Source organism: Streptomyces sp. SP17BM10, from assembly GCF_036322405.1.
Classification (GTDB): domain Bacteria; phylum Actinomycetota; class Actinomycetes; order Streptomycetales; family Streptomycetaceae; genus Kitasatospora.
Genome location: NZ_JAQYXB010000343.1, coordinates 1 through 15,295 on the forward strand (window position 1 = coordinate 1; position 15,295 = coordinate 15,295).

The following is a 15,295-nucleotide window of genomic DNA, read 5'->3' on the forward strand; positions in this document are numbered from 1 at the left end:
ACTTTTGGCACGCTGTTGAGTTCTCAAGGAACGGACGCTTCCTTCGAGCCGCCTTCCAGCGGGCCCTCCGGGCGCTTCGTTCTTTCGTGTTTCCAGCTTATCAGATGATTTCCGCTCCGTTTTCCGGAGTTTCATTCATCGGATTTGCTTTCCGCTTTCGTCGCCCCGGTCTCCCGCGGCGACTCCGGAACTGTACGGGGCCGGGGGCGCCACATGCAAATCGCCCCCGCCCGGGGGCCGGGAGGGGGCGATTGGCGAACGGCCGGTGAACGGCCGGCGGGAACGTCGGGCCGGGGTCAGCGGACCTCGGTGATCTCCGGGCCGCGCGAGAACGGGTCGATGGAGGCGCCGCCGAAGCGGCTCTCACCCTCCGCGGCGGCAGCGGCTGCCCCGCCGCCGTCGGCCACCATCTGCGCGTCCTCGGGGAGCTTCAGGACGATCGGGTCGCGGGGTGCCATCGGGCTCTCGCCGCGCACGACGACCGTCTGCCGGAAGACCTGCTCCAGGATCCCGGCCATCTCCGGCTGCACCGCGGCCTGGCCGGAGATCACGCCGCGCAGGAACCACCGCGGGCCGTCGCAGCCGACGAAGCGCACCAGCTGCACGCCCTGGGTGCCGTCCGGCAGCTGCACGGGGACCTGGGCGCGGAGGTGCCAGCCCAGCGGGCCCTCCTCCTCTTCGATGAGGCCGCCCTGCGCGGTGATGCCGTTGGCGATCTCCTCGCGGACCTCCCCCCAGATGCCCTCCGACTTCGGGGCCGCGAAGGCCTGGAGCTGAATGGCGCTGTTGCCGAGGACGAGGGTCGCGGCGACGATCGCGTCACCGGCGACCTCGACGCGGAGCTCCATGCCCTCGACGCCCGGGACCAGGAGGCCCCCGAGGTCGACACGGCCCTCCTCCGGGTTCTCCAGCTCGGAGTGGTCCCACGGACCGTCCGGCCGCGGGGCCGGCGGCAGGCCGACCCGGTCGGCCGGGTCCAGCTCGGTCACGTTCTCGCTCTCGGCGGAACCTTCGACGTCATCGGCCGTCTCGTCGGCGCTGATGGCGTCGTCGGCGAGCTGCTCGACAGCGTCCTCGCTCTTCTGGCGACGACGGAACACGGTCACTGTCCTTCCCGGTCCAAGACCGATGCGAATACCTGCTCGGCTTCCTGCGAGGCCGCGGGCATGCTAGACCGCGGCGTGGCCACCGGTCGACCCGAACCCACCCTCGGCACGTGCCGACCCAGGCAGCTCGGCCACCTCGTGGAAGCGGGCCTTCTCGACCTGCTGGATGACCAGCTGGGCGATCCGGTCCCCTCGGCGGAAGCTGACCCCCTCGCGCGGGTCCAGATTGACGACGATCACCTTGATCTCTCCACGGTACCCGGCATCGACCGTCCCCGGGGCGTTCACGAGCGCAACTCCGCATCGAGCTGCCAGCCCGGAGCGGGGGTGGACGAAGGCCGCGTAGCCGTCCGGGAGGGCGATGGCGACACCGGTCGGCAGGACGGCCCGCTCACCGGGCGCCAGCTCTGCGTCGACGGCGGTGCGCAGGTCGGCGCCCGCGTCACCGGGCTGCGCGTACTCGGGCAGCGGCAGCTCGGGGTCGAGGCGCCGGATCAGGACGTCCAGCGGCTGGTTGGTGGTGCTCAAGGGTTCACCTCAAAGGCTCGTGCGCGCTTCATCAGGTCGGGGTCGTCGAGGACCTTCCCGATGTCCTCGGGACGACCGTGCGTGGTGAAGTGTTCCAGCTTCACCTGGATGAAGAGCGCCTGCGCCCGCACCGCGACCGGTCCGTCCGGACCGCCGATCCGCGCCTCGGCGGCGCCGTAGATCTTGCGGCCGTGCACGCCGGTGACCCAGGCGCGCAGGTGCAGCACCGAGTCGACCGGAACGGGGCGCAGGAAATCGGTCTCCAGCCGGCCGGTGACGGCGGGGACGTGCAGCAGCCAGTTCAGCGTGCCGAGCGTCTCGTCCATGGCCGTGGTGAGCACGCCACCGTGGGCGAGGCCGGGGCCGCCCTGGTGGACGTCGCGGACGGTGAACTCGGCGGTGACGTCGAGCCCTTCGCCGGCGACCGCGTCGATCCGCAGGCCGCCGGGGTGCTGCGGGCCGCAGCCGAAGCAGTGCTCGTAGTGCGAGCCGAGCCGGGTGCCGGGGGCCGGTGCCTCGGGGGCCCGCGGGGGCAACACGGCGTCCGGCGGCGGGGTGGTCGGGGTCGGCGGCGTCGCGGGCGCCGACCGGTCGGCGGGGGGCGTGGGGGCAGTCGTACCGGTCACGCTTCCCCACCCTACCGAGGCCCTACCGGGCGGTAGCAGGGCGGCGGACGGCCTCCGGACGGCGTGACGGACGCGGCGACGGGCGGGGGTGCCGTCCGGGGCCGGTCGTGAGGGCGCCCACAATGGGGGGCATGTACGACGAACGCCTCACCGTGCCCCGCTCCTGGTGGCTGCTCCCGGTCGTGACCGGGCTCGCGCTCGCGTTGATCCTGCTGCGGGTCAGCGGGCTGGGCGCACTGATCGGGCTGGTCGTCGGGATCGCCGTGGGCGCGGTCGCGATCAGCAGCTACGGCTCGGCCAGGATCCGCGTGGTGCAGGGGTCCCTGGTGGCCGGCCCGGCCCGGATCCCGGTGGACGCCCTGGGCGCCGCGCACGCGCTGAGCCCGGCCGAGGCGGTCGCCTGGCGCGGGCCCAAGGCCGACCCGCGGGCCTTCATGCTGCTGCGCAGCTACGTCCCGACGGCGCTGCGCGTCGAGGTGACGGACCCGACCGACCCGACGCCGTACCTCTATCTGTCCACGCGCTCGCCGATGAAGCTGGCCGAGGCGCTGGAGGAGGCCCGCCGGAGCGCGCGGGCGTAGTGCAGGGCGCGTGCACCGCCGGCGCACGCCGGAAGACGAAGAGGGACGGTTCCGCTGGTGCGGGACCGTCCCTACGACTTTTGTCCTGCCCGGACCTGCCGCCCGGCTCCGCTGCCCGGAGCCGGAAGGGGCTGGGTGCCGGCCCCGCGCGGATCGCGGGTGCCGGGCCGTGTCCGCCGCGGTGCTCAGGCGCCGCAGTCCCGGCAGATCGGGTTGCCGTTCTTCTCGCTGTAGAGCTGGCTGCGGTGGTGCACGAGGAAGCAGCTCATGCAGGTGAACTCGTCGGCCTGCTTCGGCAGGACGCGAACGGCGAGCTCCTCGTTCGAGAGGTCGGCGCCGGGGAGCTCCATGCCCTCGGCCGCATCGAACTCGTCGACGTCGACAGAGCTTCCGCCCTTGTCGTTCCGCCGAGCCTTGAGCTCCTCGATGCTGTCCTCGTTGACGTCGTCGTCGGTCTTGCGCGGGGTGTCGTAGTCGGTTGCCATTTTTCGCTCTCCCCCTCCGGGTTGTGCGGTGTGTGCGGTATCTCCAGCGCACGTAACGCATGGGGGGTCGGTCTTGTGCCCGACCCGAGGCGGAGATTTTGCCTTACTTCAAGCCCTGTTACTCAATCGACACTCAGCCCGGGGTCCGTTGGGGTGATCCGGCAGGGCGCGGGAGGCCTCACGCTGGGCCATCTCAGGCCCCCTTCCGAGCCCGTCGGACGGCGACTCAGAGTGAGCGCGGGCCGTGCGGGCGCCCGCAGAATCCCATGCCCAGCAGGGACGGTCGCCAACCCCGTGCACGCCGCTGGGCCGAAAATCCGGTCACGGACGGCGATCGGAGCCCGAAGGGCCATGATCACTCTCCGAGTTCGACCGGCACCGCGGAGCGACACGGTGTGAGCTTGGTCACGTTCAGAATCTTCCGGGGCAAATCACGGAAAATCCACCCACTCCGAAGCCCTCGACGGCTCCCCGGGAGCACCCGCGCGACCGTGCGCCGCCCCGGAGGGCGGCGCACCGGCGGACGTCGGCCGCGCGGGGCGTGCTAGGAGGCCCGGCGCGCGGCCCGGCGGGCGAGCAGCGCGGCCTGCCGCTCCTCGAACTTGCGGGCCTGCCCGTCCAGGCCGTCGAGGAAGACCCCGAGCTCGTCCTGGGCCATCAGGCCCTCCGCGCCGAGGCCGTCGAGCTCCATCACCCGCAGGTGGCGGAGCACCGGCTGCAGCACGTCGTCGTGGTGGATGCGCAGGTTGTAGACCCCGCCGATGGCGATCTGCGCGGCGGCGCGCTCGAAGCCGGGGATGCCGTGGCCGGGCATCCGGAAGTCCGTCACGACGTCGGCGATGGCCCGCATGGCCTGGTCCGGGGCGATCTCCAGGGCGGCCTTGAGCAGGTTCCGGTAGAAGACCATGTGCAGGTTCTCGTCGTTGGCGATCTTCGCCAGCAACTGGTCGCACAGCGGGTCGCCGGCGTACTTGCCGGTGTTGCGGTGCGAGATGCGGGTCGCGAGCTCCTGGAAGGCCACGTAGGCCACCGAATGCAGCATGCTGTGCGCGTTGTCGGACTCGAAGCCCTCGGACATGTGGGACATCCGGGCCCGCTCCAGCTCCACCGGGTCGACGGCCCGGGTGGCGAGCAGGAAGTCGCGGATGGCTATCCCGTGCCGGCCCTCCTCGGCGGTCCAGCGGTGCACCCAGGTGCCCCACGCGCCCTCGCGGCCGAACATCGTCGCGATCTCGTGGTGGTAGCTCGGGAGGTTGTCCTCGGTGAGCAGGTTGACCACGAGCGAGACCCGGCCGAGCGCCGTCACCTGGGACTGCGCCGGCGACCATGCCTCGCCGCCGAGCACGCCGTCGAAGTCGCGGCCCTGGCTCCACGGCACGAACTCGTGCGGCATCCACTCCTTGGCCACCGCGAGGTGACGGTTGAGCTCCTTCTCGACGACCTCTTCGAGGGCAAGGATCAGCCGCGCGTCGGTCCAGGCGCTCGATCCGAGCGAGGTGCTGCGCTGCACGGGGGCGATGGTCACGGGGCTTACTCCTGGGGGAGGGCACGCGCGGGACGGGCGCGTTGGGCGGACACGTCGGGGGACGCGCGGGGGACGCACTTACGGTTGCGTAGGTTACGACACCGTAAGTTGCCCGGACCGGAAAAGACAAGCCGCCCCCGCCTGGCCTTATGTCGTCTTGACGGGCCTGACGGGGGCGGCCGGGAACGGTCGCTTACGGAGGGCGGTGGCACGGGCGGCGCGGTGGGCCCCGCAGCGGCCCGCGGGCGGGATCAGGGGCCGGGGATGCGCACCCGCATCGTGAGGCCGCCACCGGGGCGCGGAGCGGCCTCGATGACGCCGCCGTGGGCGCGGACCACCGAGCGCACGATGGACAGGCCCAGCCCGACCCCCTTGTCGCTGCGGGTGCGGTCGGCGCCCTTGATCCGGCGGAACGGCTCGAAGATGTGCTCCAGCTCGTACTGCGGCACCATCGGGCCGGTGTTCGAGACGACCAGTTCGCCGCCGCCCGGCACCTCGGCCGTGGTCAGCTCGACCCAGCCGCCGGCGGTGTTGTAGCGCACGGCGTTCTGCAGCAGGTTGAGGGCGATCCGTTCCAGCAGGACGCCGTTGCCCGAGGCCACGGCCGGATCGAGCGTGGAGCGCAGCTCGACCTCCCGCTTGTCGGCCTCGGAGCGGGTCTGCTCCAGCGCCCGGGAGGCCACCTCGGACAGGTCCACCGGGCGGCGCTCGGTGAGCTCGTTGTCGCTGCGGGCGAGCAGCAGCAGGCCCTCGACCAGCTGCTCGCTGCGCTCGTTGGTGGCCAGCAGGGTCTTGCCGAGCTGCTGGAGGTCGGGCGAGGCGGCCGGGTCGGAGAGCTGCACCTCCAGCAGGGTCCGGTTGATCGCCAGCGGCGTGCGCAGCTCGTGCGAGGCGTTGGCGACGAAGCGGCGCTGGGAGTCGAACGAGCGGTCCAGCCGGTCGAGCATGCTGTCGAAGGTGTCGGCGAGCTCCTTGAGCTCGTCGTCCGGCCCGTCCAGCTCGATCCGGCGGTGCAGGTCGGAGGAGGCCACGTCGCGGGCGGTGCGGGTGATCCGGCCGAGCGGGCGCAGCACCCGGCCGGCCATCGCGTAGCCGGCCGCGAAGGCGATCACGGCGAGGCAGACCAGGACGGTGAGGGACTTGCGCAGCAGCGTGTTGGCGGCGACGGCGGACGCCGTCTCGTGCCGGCTCGCGATCAGCTGGTTGAGCTGGTCGCTGTTCATCTTCACGTTGCCGACGTTGAACGTGTCGGAGATGCGGCCGGTGCTGGGGTCGATGACCGTGAAGTCGAACTTCGGCGGCGCGACGTAGTTCAGCGCCTCCTGGACGAAGAAGTACATCACCAGCAGGAGCACGACACCGGCCATCAGGAACATCCCGCCGTAGAGCAGGGTGAGCCGCATCCGGATGGTGGGGCGGAACGGCAGCCAGGCGAGCATGCCGTCGCCGGGGACGTAGCTCTCGTGCGTCGACTGGTGCAGCCGGGGCGCGCGCGGGGGGTGTGCGGGCTTGGGCGGTACGGTGCGCGGGCCGCCGGCGGGCGCGCCGGAGGGCCCGCCGGCCGGGGGCGGGGTGGTCATGATGGTCCTCTCGGGGCGTCCGCCGGGGACGGGCGCTGTTCGGTGGGGGGATCCGCCGGGGATCCGGAGTGGCCCCCGGTCAGATGCGGTAGCCGGAGCCGGGCACGGTGACGATGACCGGCGGGTCGCCGAGCTTGCGGCGCAGCGTCATGACGGTGACGCGCACGACGTTGGTGAACGGGTCGGTGTGCTCGTCCCAGGCCTTCTCCAGGAGCTGTTCGGCGGAGACGACGGCGCCGCCGGCGCGCATCAGGACCTCCAGGACGGCGAACTCCTTGGGGGCGAGCTGGACGGTGCGTCCGTCGCGGATGACCTCGCGGCGGCCGGGGTCGAGCGAGATGCCGGCGCGCTCCAGGACCGGCGGCAGCGGGATGGTCGCGCGGCGGCCCAGCGCCCTTACCCGGGCCACGAGTTCGCTGAAGGCGAACGGCTTCGGAAGGTAGTCGTCGGCGCCGATCTCCAGGCCCTCGACCCGGTCGCTGATGTCGCCGGAGGCGGTCAGCATGATGACCCTGGTCGCCAGGCCCTGTTCGACCACCTTGCGGCAGACGTCGTCGCCGTGGACGAGCGGCAGGTCCCGGTCGAGCACCACGACGTCGTAGTCGTTGACCGCGATGCGCTGGAGCGCGGCCTCCCCGTCGTACACCACGTCGACGGCCATCGCCTCGCGGCGCAGGCCGGTGGCGACGGCCTCGGCGAGCAGCTGCTCGTCCTCGACGACGAGAACCCGCACGGTCGTTGTCCCTTCTCCAGGCCGGCCCCGGAAGCGGACGCGCGGCTCCGAACGTGCCTCCATCCTGCCTGGTCCTTCGGTAAAGCAGCGATAAGCTGCCCCTCCGGGGGGTTCGCCCGACTCCCCGCGGGTCACGGTTCGCATCCGGAGCAGTCCGATTGGACTGTGACACGGGCAGATTTCTCGGCCGGGCAGGTTTCCCGGCCCCCGGGGCGGGGAGGACAGCTGCACACCCGCGATCTGGCCCTTGGCCGGTCGCACCCACCCGCCGTGCGTTCATCCGCGCCGGCCCTGGGGCATGGGACGTCACCGGGAGCGGCCGAGGGGCCGTCTCCGCGCCCGACCGGAGCGGCACACCCGCCGGTCCCGGGCGCTTCCGTCGACCGGACCACCTCTCAGGGCGGAGAACGCACGACCGTGCACGTCCGACACAGTAAGGGGGCCCGTATGGACGCCTTCAAGGCCGGAATCCTGCAGCGCATAGCCAACGCCGAGCAGGACCTGCACCGCGCGATCGAGGCCGGGGACGAGTTCCTCGCCGAGGTGGAGCAGTCCGAGCTGGACGACCTCCGCCGACTCGCCGCCGAGCACGGCGTGGACACCGTGCTCGAGCGTCACCGCACCGCCGCGTGACGCTTCGCAGCACCTGACCCGACGCCGGTCCTCCGGCACCAGCGGCCCTGCGGGGGCCGTGCGAAACCCCAGGCCCTGGCATTCCCCGTGTGCCAGGGCTCTTCGTTTGCCCGGCCCGGGAGGGGCCCGTGCCGGCTGAGGGCAAAATTTCGCCCCTGGGACATGACCTGTCCCAGGGGCGGAATTCCGGTGACGCGCTCAGTCCGCCCAGGCCCGCAGCGCGGCCAGGCGCTCCTGGAGCGGCTCGTACACGCCGGGGGCGGCGGCGACGGTGAGTTCGCCGTCCGGGCCGTGCCCCGGCCGGCCGCCGGTCAGGACGCCGGCCTCGGTGGCGATCAGGCAGCCCGCGGCGCGGTCCCAGGGGGCCAGTCCGCGCTCGTAGTAGCCGTCGAGGCGCCCGGCGGCGACGTCGCACAGGTCCACCGCGGCCGCGCCGCCCCGGCGGATGTCCCGCACCTCGGGCATCAGGGCCAGCAGCACCTCGGCCTGCCGGACCCGCACCGCCTCGACGTAGTTGAAGCCGGTGCCGATCAGCGCCTGCCCCCACGGCGGGGCCGGGCGGGCGGAGATCGGCGCGCCGTCGAGGCGGGCGCCGCGGCCGACGACGGCGTGGAACAGCTCGCCGCGGGCCGGCGCGTGGACGACACCGACGACCGCCCGGCCGTCCACCTCGGCGGCCACGCTCACCGCCCACGAGGGCAGCCCGTAGAGGTAGTTGACCGTGCCGTCGAGCGGGTCGACGACCCAGCGCACCCCGCTGGTGCCGGGCCGCTCGGCGCCCTCCTCGCCGAGGTAGCCGTCCTGCGGGCGGCGCTCGGCGATCAGCTCCACGAGGAGCTTCTCGGAGGCGAGGTCCATCTCGGTGACCACGTCGACCGGGCTGCTCTTGGTGCCGGCCACGCCCAGGTCGGCGGGCCGGCCGTCACGCAGCAGGGTGCCGGCCCTGCGGGCTGCGTCCAGGGCCACGTCGAGCAGGTCGTCCAGCAGCCGGGCGTCGGGCAGGGCGGGGCTGGGCACGGGGATCTCCTCCGGTACGGGTCAGCGCTCGGCGGCGGCCGGGCGGGGTGCGCGCGGGTTGGGGCAGCAGGCCACCGCGCACACGTCGTGGCTGGGCCCGAGCGCCCCGAGGGCGCAGCGGGTGACGGCCTCGCCGCGCTCGGTGGCGGCCCGCTCCAGGACCAGGTCGCGCACGGCGGCGGTGAACCGCGGGTCGGCGCCGACGGTGGCCGCCCGGGCCACCGGCAGGCCGAGCTCGGCGGCCTTGGCGACGGCCTCGGTGTCGAGGTCGTACGTGACCTCCATGTGGTCGGAGACGAAGCCGATCGGGACCATCACGACGGCCGGCGCGCCGTCGGCGTGCTGGGCCTCCAGGTGGTCGCAGACGTCCGGCTCCAGCCACGGGACGTGCGGCGCGCCGCTGCGGCTCTGGTAGACGAGCTCCCACGGCCGGTCGGCCACGCCGGTGCGCTCGGCGACGGCCGCGACGACCAGCCGCGCGACGTCCAGGTGCTGGGCGACGTACGCGCCGCCGGGCTCGCCGCGGGCCGGGTCGTCCGGGGCGCCGGAGGTCTCGGCCATCGCGTCGGGGATGGAGTGGGTGGTGAACGCCAGCCGGGCGCCGGCCCGCACGTCGGCGGGCAGCTGCTCCAGGGCGGCGACGGTGGCCTCGGCCATCGGCCCGACGAAGCCCGGATGGTTGTAGAAGTGCCGCAGCTTGTCGACGCGCAGCTCGGGGCCGCCCTCCTCGGCGAGGACCGCGAGCGCGTCGGCGAGGTTCTCGCGGTACTGGCGGCAGCCGGAGTAGCCGGCGTAGGCGCTGGTGGCGAGGACGGCGATCCGGCGGTGCCCGTCGGCGGCCATCTCGCGCAGGGTGTCGGTCAGGTAGGGCGCCCAGTTCCGGTTGCCCCAGTAGACCGGCAGGTCCAGGCCGTGGTCGGCGAAGTCCTTGCGCAGGGCGGCCAGCAGCTCGCGGTTCTGCCCGTTGATCGGACTGATCCCGCCGAACATGAAGTAGTGCTTGCCCACCTCCTTCAGGCGTTCCTTCGGGATTCCCCTGCCGCGGGTGACGTTCTCCAGGAACGGCACGACGTCCTCGGGGGCCTCGGGGCCACCGAAGGAGAGCAGCAGGAGGGCGTCGTAGGGAGCGGCGCCGGAGAGGGAGGGTTTGCGCGCGTCGGACATGGCACCGATCCTGCCATTGAGGGGCCGGGGCCCGTCGGCGGGGCCGCACGGGGAGCCCGGAAAATTCCGTTTGCCAACATACGTAAGCTGTGTTCAACCGCCATGTTCCTTACCTCTCCGGAGCTTCCGCGTGCTGTCCAGCTACCGCCAGATATTCGCCGCCCCCGGCACGCTGGCCTTCTCCTCCGCCGGGTTCATCGCCCGGCTGCCGATCTCGATGACCGGCATCGGCATCGTGACCATGCTGTCCCAGCAGCGCGGCTCCTTCGGGGTGGCGGGCCTCGTCTCGGCGACGCTGGCGATCGCCGCCGCGGTGCTCGGGCCGGCCGTCTCCTGGCTCGTCGACCGGCACGGCCAGCGCCGCGTCGCGCTGCCCGCCGCCGCGTTCACCATCGCCGCGGCGACCGGACTGCTGCTCTGCGCCCACTTCGGCGCACCGGACTGGACGCTCTTCGTCTTCGCCATCGGCATGGGCGTCATGCCCAGCGCGGGCGCCATGGTCCGCGCCCGCTGGGCCCACCTCTACCGGGACAAGCCCGCCCGGCTGCACACCGCCTACTCCTTCGAGGCGGTGGTCGACGAGTTCTGCTTCATGGTCGGCCCGATCCTCGCCGTCAGCCTGGCCACCAACGTCTTCCCCGAGTCCGGTCTGCTCGCCGCCGGCCTCGCGCTCACCGTCGGGATCGTCCTGTTCACCGCCCAGCGGCGCACCGAGCCGCCGGTCCACCCGGCCGCCGCCCACGACGGCCGCAGCGCGATCCTCAACCCGGGCCTCGTCGTGCTGGTGCTCACCTTCATCGCCACCGGGGCGATCTTCGGCTCGGTCGAGATCGTCACCGTCGCCTTCGCCCGGGCGCAGGACCACGAGGGCCTCGCCGGCACCGTCCTCGCCGTGTGGGCGCTCGGCTCCGGCCTGGCCGGCATGGTCTACGGCGCGCTCAAGCCCACCAGCTCCCTGGCGAATCGTTTCGTCGTCGGCGTCGTGATGATGGCGCTCACCATGATCCCGGTGCTGCTCGTCGCCGAGTCGGTGGGGGGCCTCGGCGGGCTGCTCGCCACCGGCGCCGTCCTGCTGCTCGCCGGCCTCGCCATCTCCCCCACCCTGATCTCCGCGATGGCCCTGGTCGAACGGCTCGTCCCGGCCGCCCAGCTCACCGAGGGCATGGCCTGGACCACCACCGGCCTCGCCCTCGGCGTCGCCCTCGGCTCCTCGGCCGGCGGCTGGGTGGTGGACGGCTTCGGCGCCGCCGCCGGCTACTGGGTGCCGCTGGTCGCCGGCGTTTTCGGCGTCCTGGTCGCCCTCGTCGGCCTGCGCACCCTGCGGGCCGGCCTGCCCGCGGCCGGGCCCGGGGCGCCCGCCGTCGAACCCGTAGACCTCGGACGGTGAACTGACTAATCTCCTCCCTACTCGCGGGCCTACCCGCGGGTAGGGGTCCGCGCGGCCCCGTGCACAGGCCCTACCGGCGCCCCACCGCCCGGACCCCCGCCGACCCCGGTCGGCCACGGAGCAGGAGTCAGCACATGCCCCAGGCCAGTACCGCGACCGCCGTCCGCTGGACCAACTGGGCGGGCAACCAGAGCGCCCGGCCCGCCCGGGCCGCCGCGCCCGGCACCGCGGAGGAACTGGCCAGGGAGATCCGGCGCGCCGCCGAGCAGGGCCGCACGGTCAAGGCCGTCGGCTCCGGCCACTCCTTCACCGCGATCGCCTCCGCCGGCGACGGCGTCCAGATCCGCCCGCACGCGCTCACCGCCGTCCGCGGGATCGACCGCGAGGCCGGCACCGTCACCGTCGAGTCCGGCCTCCCGCTGCACCGGCTCAACCGGCTCCTCGCCACCGAGGGCCTCTCGCTCACCAACATGGGCGACATCGAGGTCCAGACCGTCGCCGGCGCCACCAGCACCGGCACCCACGGCACCGGCCGCGACTCCGGCTCGCTCGCCGCGCAGATCCGCGCCCTGGAGATCGTCCTCGCCGACGGCACCATCCACCGCTGCTCCCCCACCGAGAACCCGCGGCTCTTCGAGGGCGCGCGCCTCGGCCTCGGCGCGCTCGGCGTGATCACCGCGCTCACCTTCGGCGTCGAGCCGTCCTTCCTGCTCACCGCGCACGAGCAGCCGATGCGCTTCGACGAGGTCCTCGAACGCCTCGACGACCTCACCGCCGTCAACGAGCACTTCGAGTTCTACTGGTTCCCGCACACCGACCGCTGCAGCACCAAGCGCAACAACCGCAGCCAGGGGCCGGCCGCTCCACTGCCCCGGTTCAAGGGCTGGCTGGAGGACGACTTCCTCTCCAACACCGTGTGGGAGGGCGCCTGCCGGGTCGGCCGCCGCTTCCCCGGCAGCATCCCCGCCATCGCCTCGCTCGCCAGCCGGGCGTGGTCCGACCGCAGCTACACCGACACCTCGCACAAGGTGTTCACCAGCCCGCGCAAGGTCCGCTTCGTCGAGATGGAGTACGCCGTGCCGCGCGCCGCCGTCGCGGACGTGCTGCGCGAGCTGAAGGCGCTCGTCGAGCGGTCCGACTGGCGGATCAGCTTCCCGGTGGAGGTCCGCTTCGCCCCCGCCGACGACCTCTGGCTCTCCACCGCCTCCGGCCGCGACAGCGCCTACATCGCCGTCCACCTCTACCGGGGCACCCGCGACCAGGGCTACTTCACCGGCGTCGAACAGCTGATGGCCGCCCACCAGGGCCGCCCGCACTGGGGCAAGCTGCACACCCGCGACGCCGAGTACCTCGCCGGGGTCTACCCGCGCTTCGGCGACTTCACCGCCCTGCGCGACGAGGTCGACCCCGGCCGCCTCTTCGCCAACCCGTACCTGCGAAGGGTCCTCGGCGCCTAACCGGCCGGCGTCTGCGCGGCGGCCGCCGGGGCGCCGGACTCCTGGCTCGGCGCGGGCGGCTGCGGGGTGGCCCCGCCGGTCGGCTTCCCGCCGCCCGCCGACGGGGACGCGCCGGAGGTGGGCGTCCCGGTCGGGCTCGGGTCCGAGGTCGGCGTCGGCGTCGGGGACGGCGACCCGCCCGAGGTCGGCGACCCGCTCGGGCTGCCGCTCGGCTCCGGCCGCGGCTTCGACGTCGCACCACTCGACGCGCCGCCCGACGGCGTCCCGTCCGGCCCGTGCCCGCCACCGGACGGACGGCCCGTCGGATCGCCGACCGGCTCCGGCGCCGGCTTCGTCCCCACCGTGCCGCCCAGCGACGTCCCGCTGCCCGACTCGCCCTTCACCGTCGCCGACACCGGCTGCCCGGTCGCCAGCTCGAACGCCACGATCGGCGTCATCGCCAGCACGAACACCAGCCCCGACACCGCCGCGCACGTCCGCCACGTCCACCGCCGCCGCGCCCGCACCACCCGCGGCTCGTTCCACTCCGACGAGATCACCGGCGCCGCCCGCGGGAGGCGCTCGTCCACCGGCACCTGGCGCAGCCCGCTCACCGTCTGGTTCGGCCCCCGGTCCACCGCCTCGCGCAACTGCTCGCCGGTGCGCTTGAACAGGTGCTGGAACACCGCGCCGCCCGTGGTGGCCCCGACGCTCACCACCGCCGCACCCATGATCGTGCCGTAGACCCCGAGTTCGGACGCCAACAAGGCCCCCACCACCGCGGCCAGCGCGCTCGCCACGACCTGAGCGACACTCAGATCGATCCGCCTGCGCTCGTCCTTCCCGCCCTCCTCGACGGGCTCCCGCTCCGGCATCGACATCCCTCGGTCCGTACGACTTTTCTTCGAACAAGACACTCCATCTTGCCCAAAGAAGGACACAAGGGACGAAAATCCGGTTCTTCTCCCCGAGATTGTGTGAAGATGATCACCGTTCATCCGGTGGTGGTCCGCCCCCCGGGGCGCGCGCTCTTGAGATTCCCGTGAATCGCGGGAGACTTGAGCGGCGAGCCGCCCCTCCGGATGCCACGAATGGAGTACTGTTCGTAAAGCCTGAGCCTTGGGTCGACTTGTCGACTGCCAGTACCACGGCAAACTGACGAAGAGCCACGACACAGGCACGCACGGCGACGCCGGTCCCGGATCGTCGCGAACACTCCGCGTGCGAGGACGGCCGGGACACCCAGGCGCGACGTCGACGGATGACGTGGCAAAAAGGCAACCGTGCCACAGCGGTGTGGACGGGCGTGAGCCCGACACGCCGGGGAACTCAGCAAGGTTGTGGCCAGTCGCGAGCGGGCAGGCCACACTCAGTACGGGAGCAGCGACGCAGGTGACGTCGGCAGGCACCACCCGGGAGGTAACCGTGCCCGAACTGCGGGTTGTGGCCGTCAGCAACGACGGCACACGGCTGGTGCTCAAGGCTGCCGACAGCACGGAGTACACCCTCCCCATCGACGAGCGGCTGCGCGCCGCCATCCGCGGCGACCGCCCGCGCCTCGGCCAGATCGAGATCGAGGTCGAGAGCCACCTTCGCCCCCGGGACATCCAGGCGCGGATACGAGCCGGTGCCTCCGCCGAGGAGGTCGCCCAGGCCGCCGGCATCTCCGTCGACCGGGTCCGCCGCTTCGAGGGCCCCGTCCTCGCCGAACGCGCCTTCATGGCCGAGCGCGCCCGCAAGACCGCCATCCGCCGCAACGGCGAGTCCCCCGGCCCGCAGCTCGGCGAGGCCGTCGCCGAGCGGCTCGCGCTGCGCGGCGCCGAGAAGGAGACCGAGCGCTGGGACTCCTGGCGGCGCGACGACGGCACGTGGGAGGTCATCCTCTCCTACCGCGCCGACGGCGAGGGCCGCAGCGCCTCCTGGACCTACGACCCGCCCCGGCGCCTCGTCACGCCCAACGACGACGAGGCCCGCGCGCTGATCGGCGAGAACGTCGAGCGCGAGGAGGACTCGGTCTTCCCGTTCATCCCGCGGATCGCCCGGCTCCCCCAGGACCGGCCGCCCCGCCCGATGATCGACCGCCCCTCCGCCGACCGCATCATGTCCGCCCGCGAGGCGCGCGAGGCCGCGGCCGAGAGCCGGGACTCGCTCACCAGCCTGCTCGACGTCGTCCCCGCCTTCCGCGGTGACCTCGCCGTCGGGCCCGCCCCGGTCGAACCGGTGCCCGCCGAGGTCGCCGAGGAGACCGAGGAACCGGCCGCCGCCGCGGCACCCGCCGTCGGCGCCGGCTCCGCCTACGCCGACATCCTGATGCCGCGCGCCGTCGCCCCGCACCGCGAGCGCCTGGTCGGCACGACCGACCGGCAGGCCGAGGCGGACGGCGTCCGGCCCGGGCGCCGGGCCACCGTGCCCAGCTGGGACGAGATCGTCTTCGGCAGCCGGCGCAAGAAGCAGGAATAGCCGTCCACGCGGAAGGGGCGGGAGGCCGAAGCCT

15 protein-coding genes are annotated in these 15,295 nt (G+C 73.2%); 6 read left to right on the forward strand and 9 right to left on the reverse strand.

The window, feature by feature from the left end; genetic code table 11:
• Nucleotides 1-296: 296 nt before the first annotated feature.
• The 3 genes from PUR71_RS02380 to PUR71_RS02390 form a co-directional block, all read right to left on the reverse strand.
• Nucleotides 297-1,100: a DUF3710 domain-containing protein gene (locus PUR71_RS02380; RefSeq protein WP_329924612.1), complete on the reverse strand. Its 804-nt coding sequence runs from the start codon at nt 1,098-1,100 to the stop codon at nt 297-299.
• A gap of 69 nt (nt 1,101-1,169) precedes the next feature.
• Nucleotides 1,170-1,634, reverse strand: a complete 465-nt coding sequence (dut, locus tag PUR71_RS02385) for a dUTP diphosphatase (RefSeq protein WP_329924613.1) — start codon at nt 1,632-1,634, stop codon at nt 1,170-1,172.
• The gene (locus PUR71_RS02390; RefSeq protein WP_443077325.1) at nt 1,631-2,260 is read right to left on the reverse strand and encodes a PaaI family thioesterase; all 630 of its coding nucleotides are present in this window, start codon (nt 2,258-2,260) and stop codon (nt 1,631-1,633) included. The genes dut and PUR71_RS02390 overlap by 4 nt, the downstream gene beginning before the upstream one ends.
• A gap of 131 nt (nt 2,261-2,391) precedes the next feature.
• Here PUR71_RS02390 and PUR71_RS02395 point away from each other — a divergent pair, with 131 nt between their 5' ends.
• Nucleotides 2,392-2,841 (forward strand): DUF3093 domain-containing protein, encoded by a 450-nt coding sequence (locus tag PUR71_RS02395; protein WP_443077326.1) that lies wholly within the window; start codon nt 2,392-2,394, stop codon nt 2,839-2,841.
• Between the two features lie 185 nt (nt 2,842-3,026).
• Here PUR71_RS02395 and PUR71_RS02400 read toward each other — a convergent pair whose 3' ends face one another.
• From PUR71_RS02400 to PUR71_RS02415, 4 genes are all read right to left on the reverse strand, one after another.
• On the reverse strand, nt 3,027-3,326 hold the full coding sequence (locus PUR71_RS02400; RefSeq protein WP_329924615.1) for a DUF4193 domain-containing protein: 300 nt from the start codon (nt 3,324-3,326) through the stop codon (nt 3,027-3,029).
• Nucleotides 3,327-3,870: 544 nt separating this feature from the next.
• Nucleotides 3,871-4,851: an acyl-ACP desaturase gene (locus tag PUR71_RS02405; RefSeq protein WP_329924616.1), complete on the reverse strand. Its 981-nt coding sequence runs from the start codon at nt 4,849-4,851 to the stop codon at nt 3,871-3,873.
• A 251-nt stretch (nt 4,852-5,102) separates the two neighbouring features.
• Nucleotides 5,103-6,431, reverse strand: coding sequence for a sensor histidine kinase (locus tag PUR71_RS02410; protein WP_329924617.1), 1,329 nt, complete (start codon nt 6,429-6,431; stop codon nt 5,103-5,105).
• A gap of 79 nt (nt 6,432-6,510) precedes the next feature.
• Nucleotides 6,511-7,164, reverse strand: coding sequence for a response regulator transcription factor (locus PUR71_RS02415; protein ID WP_030057689.1), 654 nt, complete (start codon nt 7,162-7,164; stop codon nt 6,511-6,513).
• Nucleotides 7,165-7,611: 447 nt separating this feature from the next.
• On the opposite strand from PUR71_RS02415, the gene PUR71_RS02420 reads away from it, so the two are divergent.
• The gene (locus PUR71_RS02420) at nt 7,612-7,797 is read left to right on the forward strand and encodes a hypothetical protein (protein ID WP_030057688.1); all 186 of its coding nucleotides are present in this window, start codon (nt 7,612-7,614) and stop codon (nt 7,795-7,797) included.
• 198 nt (nt 7,798-7,995) lie between these two features.
• On the opposite strand, the gene PUR71_RS02425 is transcribed toward PUR71_RS02420, so the two are convergent.
• Both PUR71_RS02425 and PUR71_RS02430 read right to left on the reverse strand, forming a co-directional pair.
• A complete protein-coding gene (locus tag PUR71_RS02425; RefSeq protein WP_329924618.1) occupies nt 7,996-8,814 on the reverse strand; it encodes an inositol monophosphatase family protein in 819 nt (272 codons plus the stop codon).
• Nucleotides 8,815-8,835: 21 nt separating this feature from the next.
• Nucleotides 8,836-9,978: a ferrochelatase gene (locus PUR71_RS02430; protein WP_329924619.1), complete on the reverse strand. Its 1,143-nt coding sequence runs from the start codon at nt 9,976-9,978 to the stop codon at nt 8,836-8,838.
• 130 nt (nt 9,979-10,108) lie between these two features.
• On the opposite strand from PUR71_RS02430, the gene PUR71_RS02435 reads away from it, so the two are divergent.
• The 4 genes from PUR71_RS02435 to sepH all read left to right on the forward strand — a co-directional run bounded on the left by PUR71_RS02435 (nt 10,109) and on the right by sepH (nt 15,261).
• Nucleotides 10,109-11,365 (forward strand): MFS transporter, encoded by a 1,257-nt coding sequence (locus tag PUR71_RS02435; protein WP_329924620.1) that lies wholly within the window; start codon nt 10,109-10,111, stop codon nt 11,363-11,365.
• A gap of 134 nt (nt 11,366-11,499) precedes the next feature.
• On the forward strand, nt 11,500-12,822 hold the full coding sequence (locus PUR71_RS02440; protein ID WP_329924621.1) for a D-arabinono-1,4-lactone oxidase: 1,323 nt from the start codon (nt 11,500-11,502) through the stop codon (nt 12,820-12,822).
• Nucleotides 12,823-12,888: 66 nt separating this feature from the next.
• Nucleotides 12,889-13,545: a hypothetical protein gene (locus PUR71_RS02445; protein WP_329924622.1), complete on the forward strand. Its 657-nt coding sequence runs from the start codon at nt 12,889-12,891 to the stop codon at nt 13,543-13,545.
• 648 nt (nt 13,546-14,193) lie between these two features.
• Nucleotides 14,194-15,261: a septation protein SepH gene (gene sepH, locus PUR71_RS02450; RefSeq protein ID WP_329924623.1), complete on the forward strand. Its 1,068-nt coding sequence runs from the start codon at nt 14,194-14,196 to the stop codon at nt 15,259-15,261.
• Nucleotides 15,262-15,295: the final 34 nt, after the last annotated feature.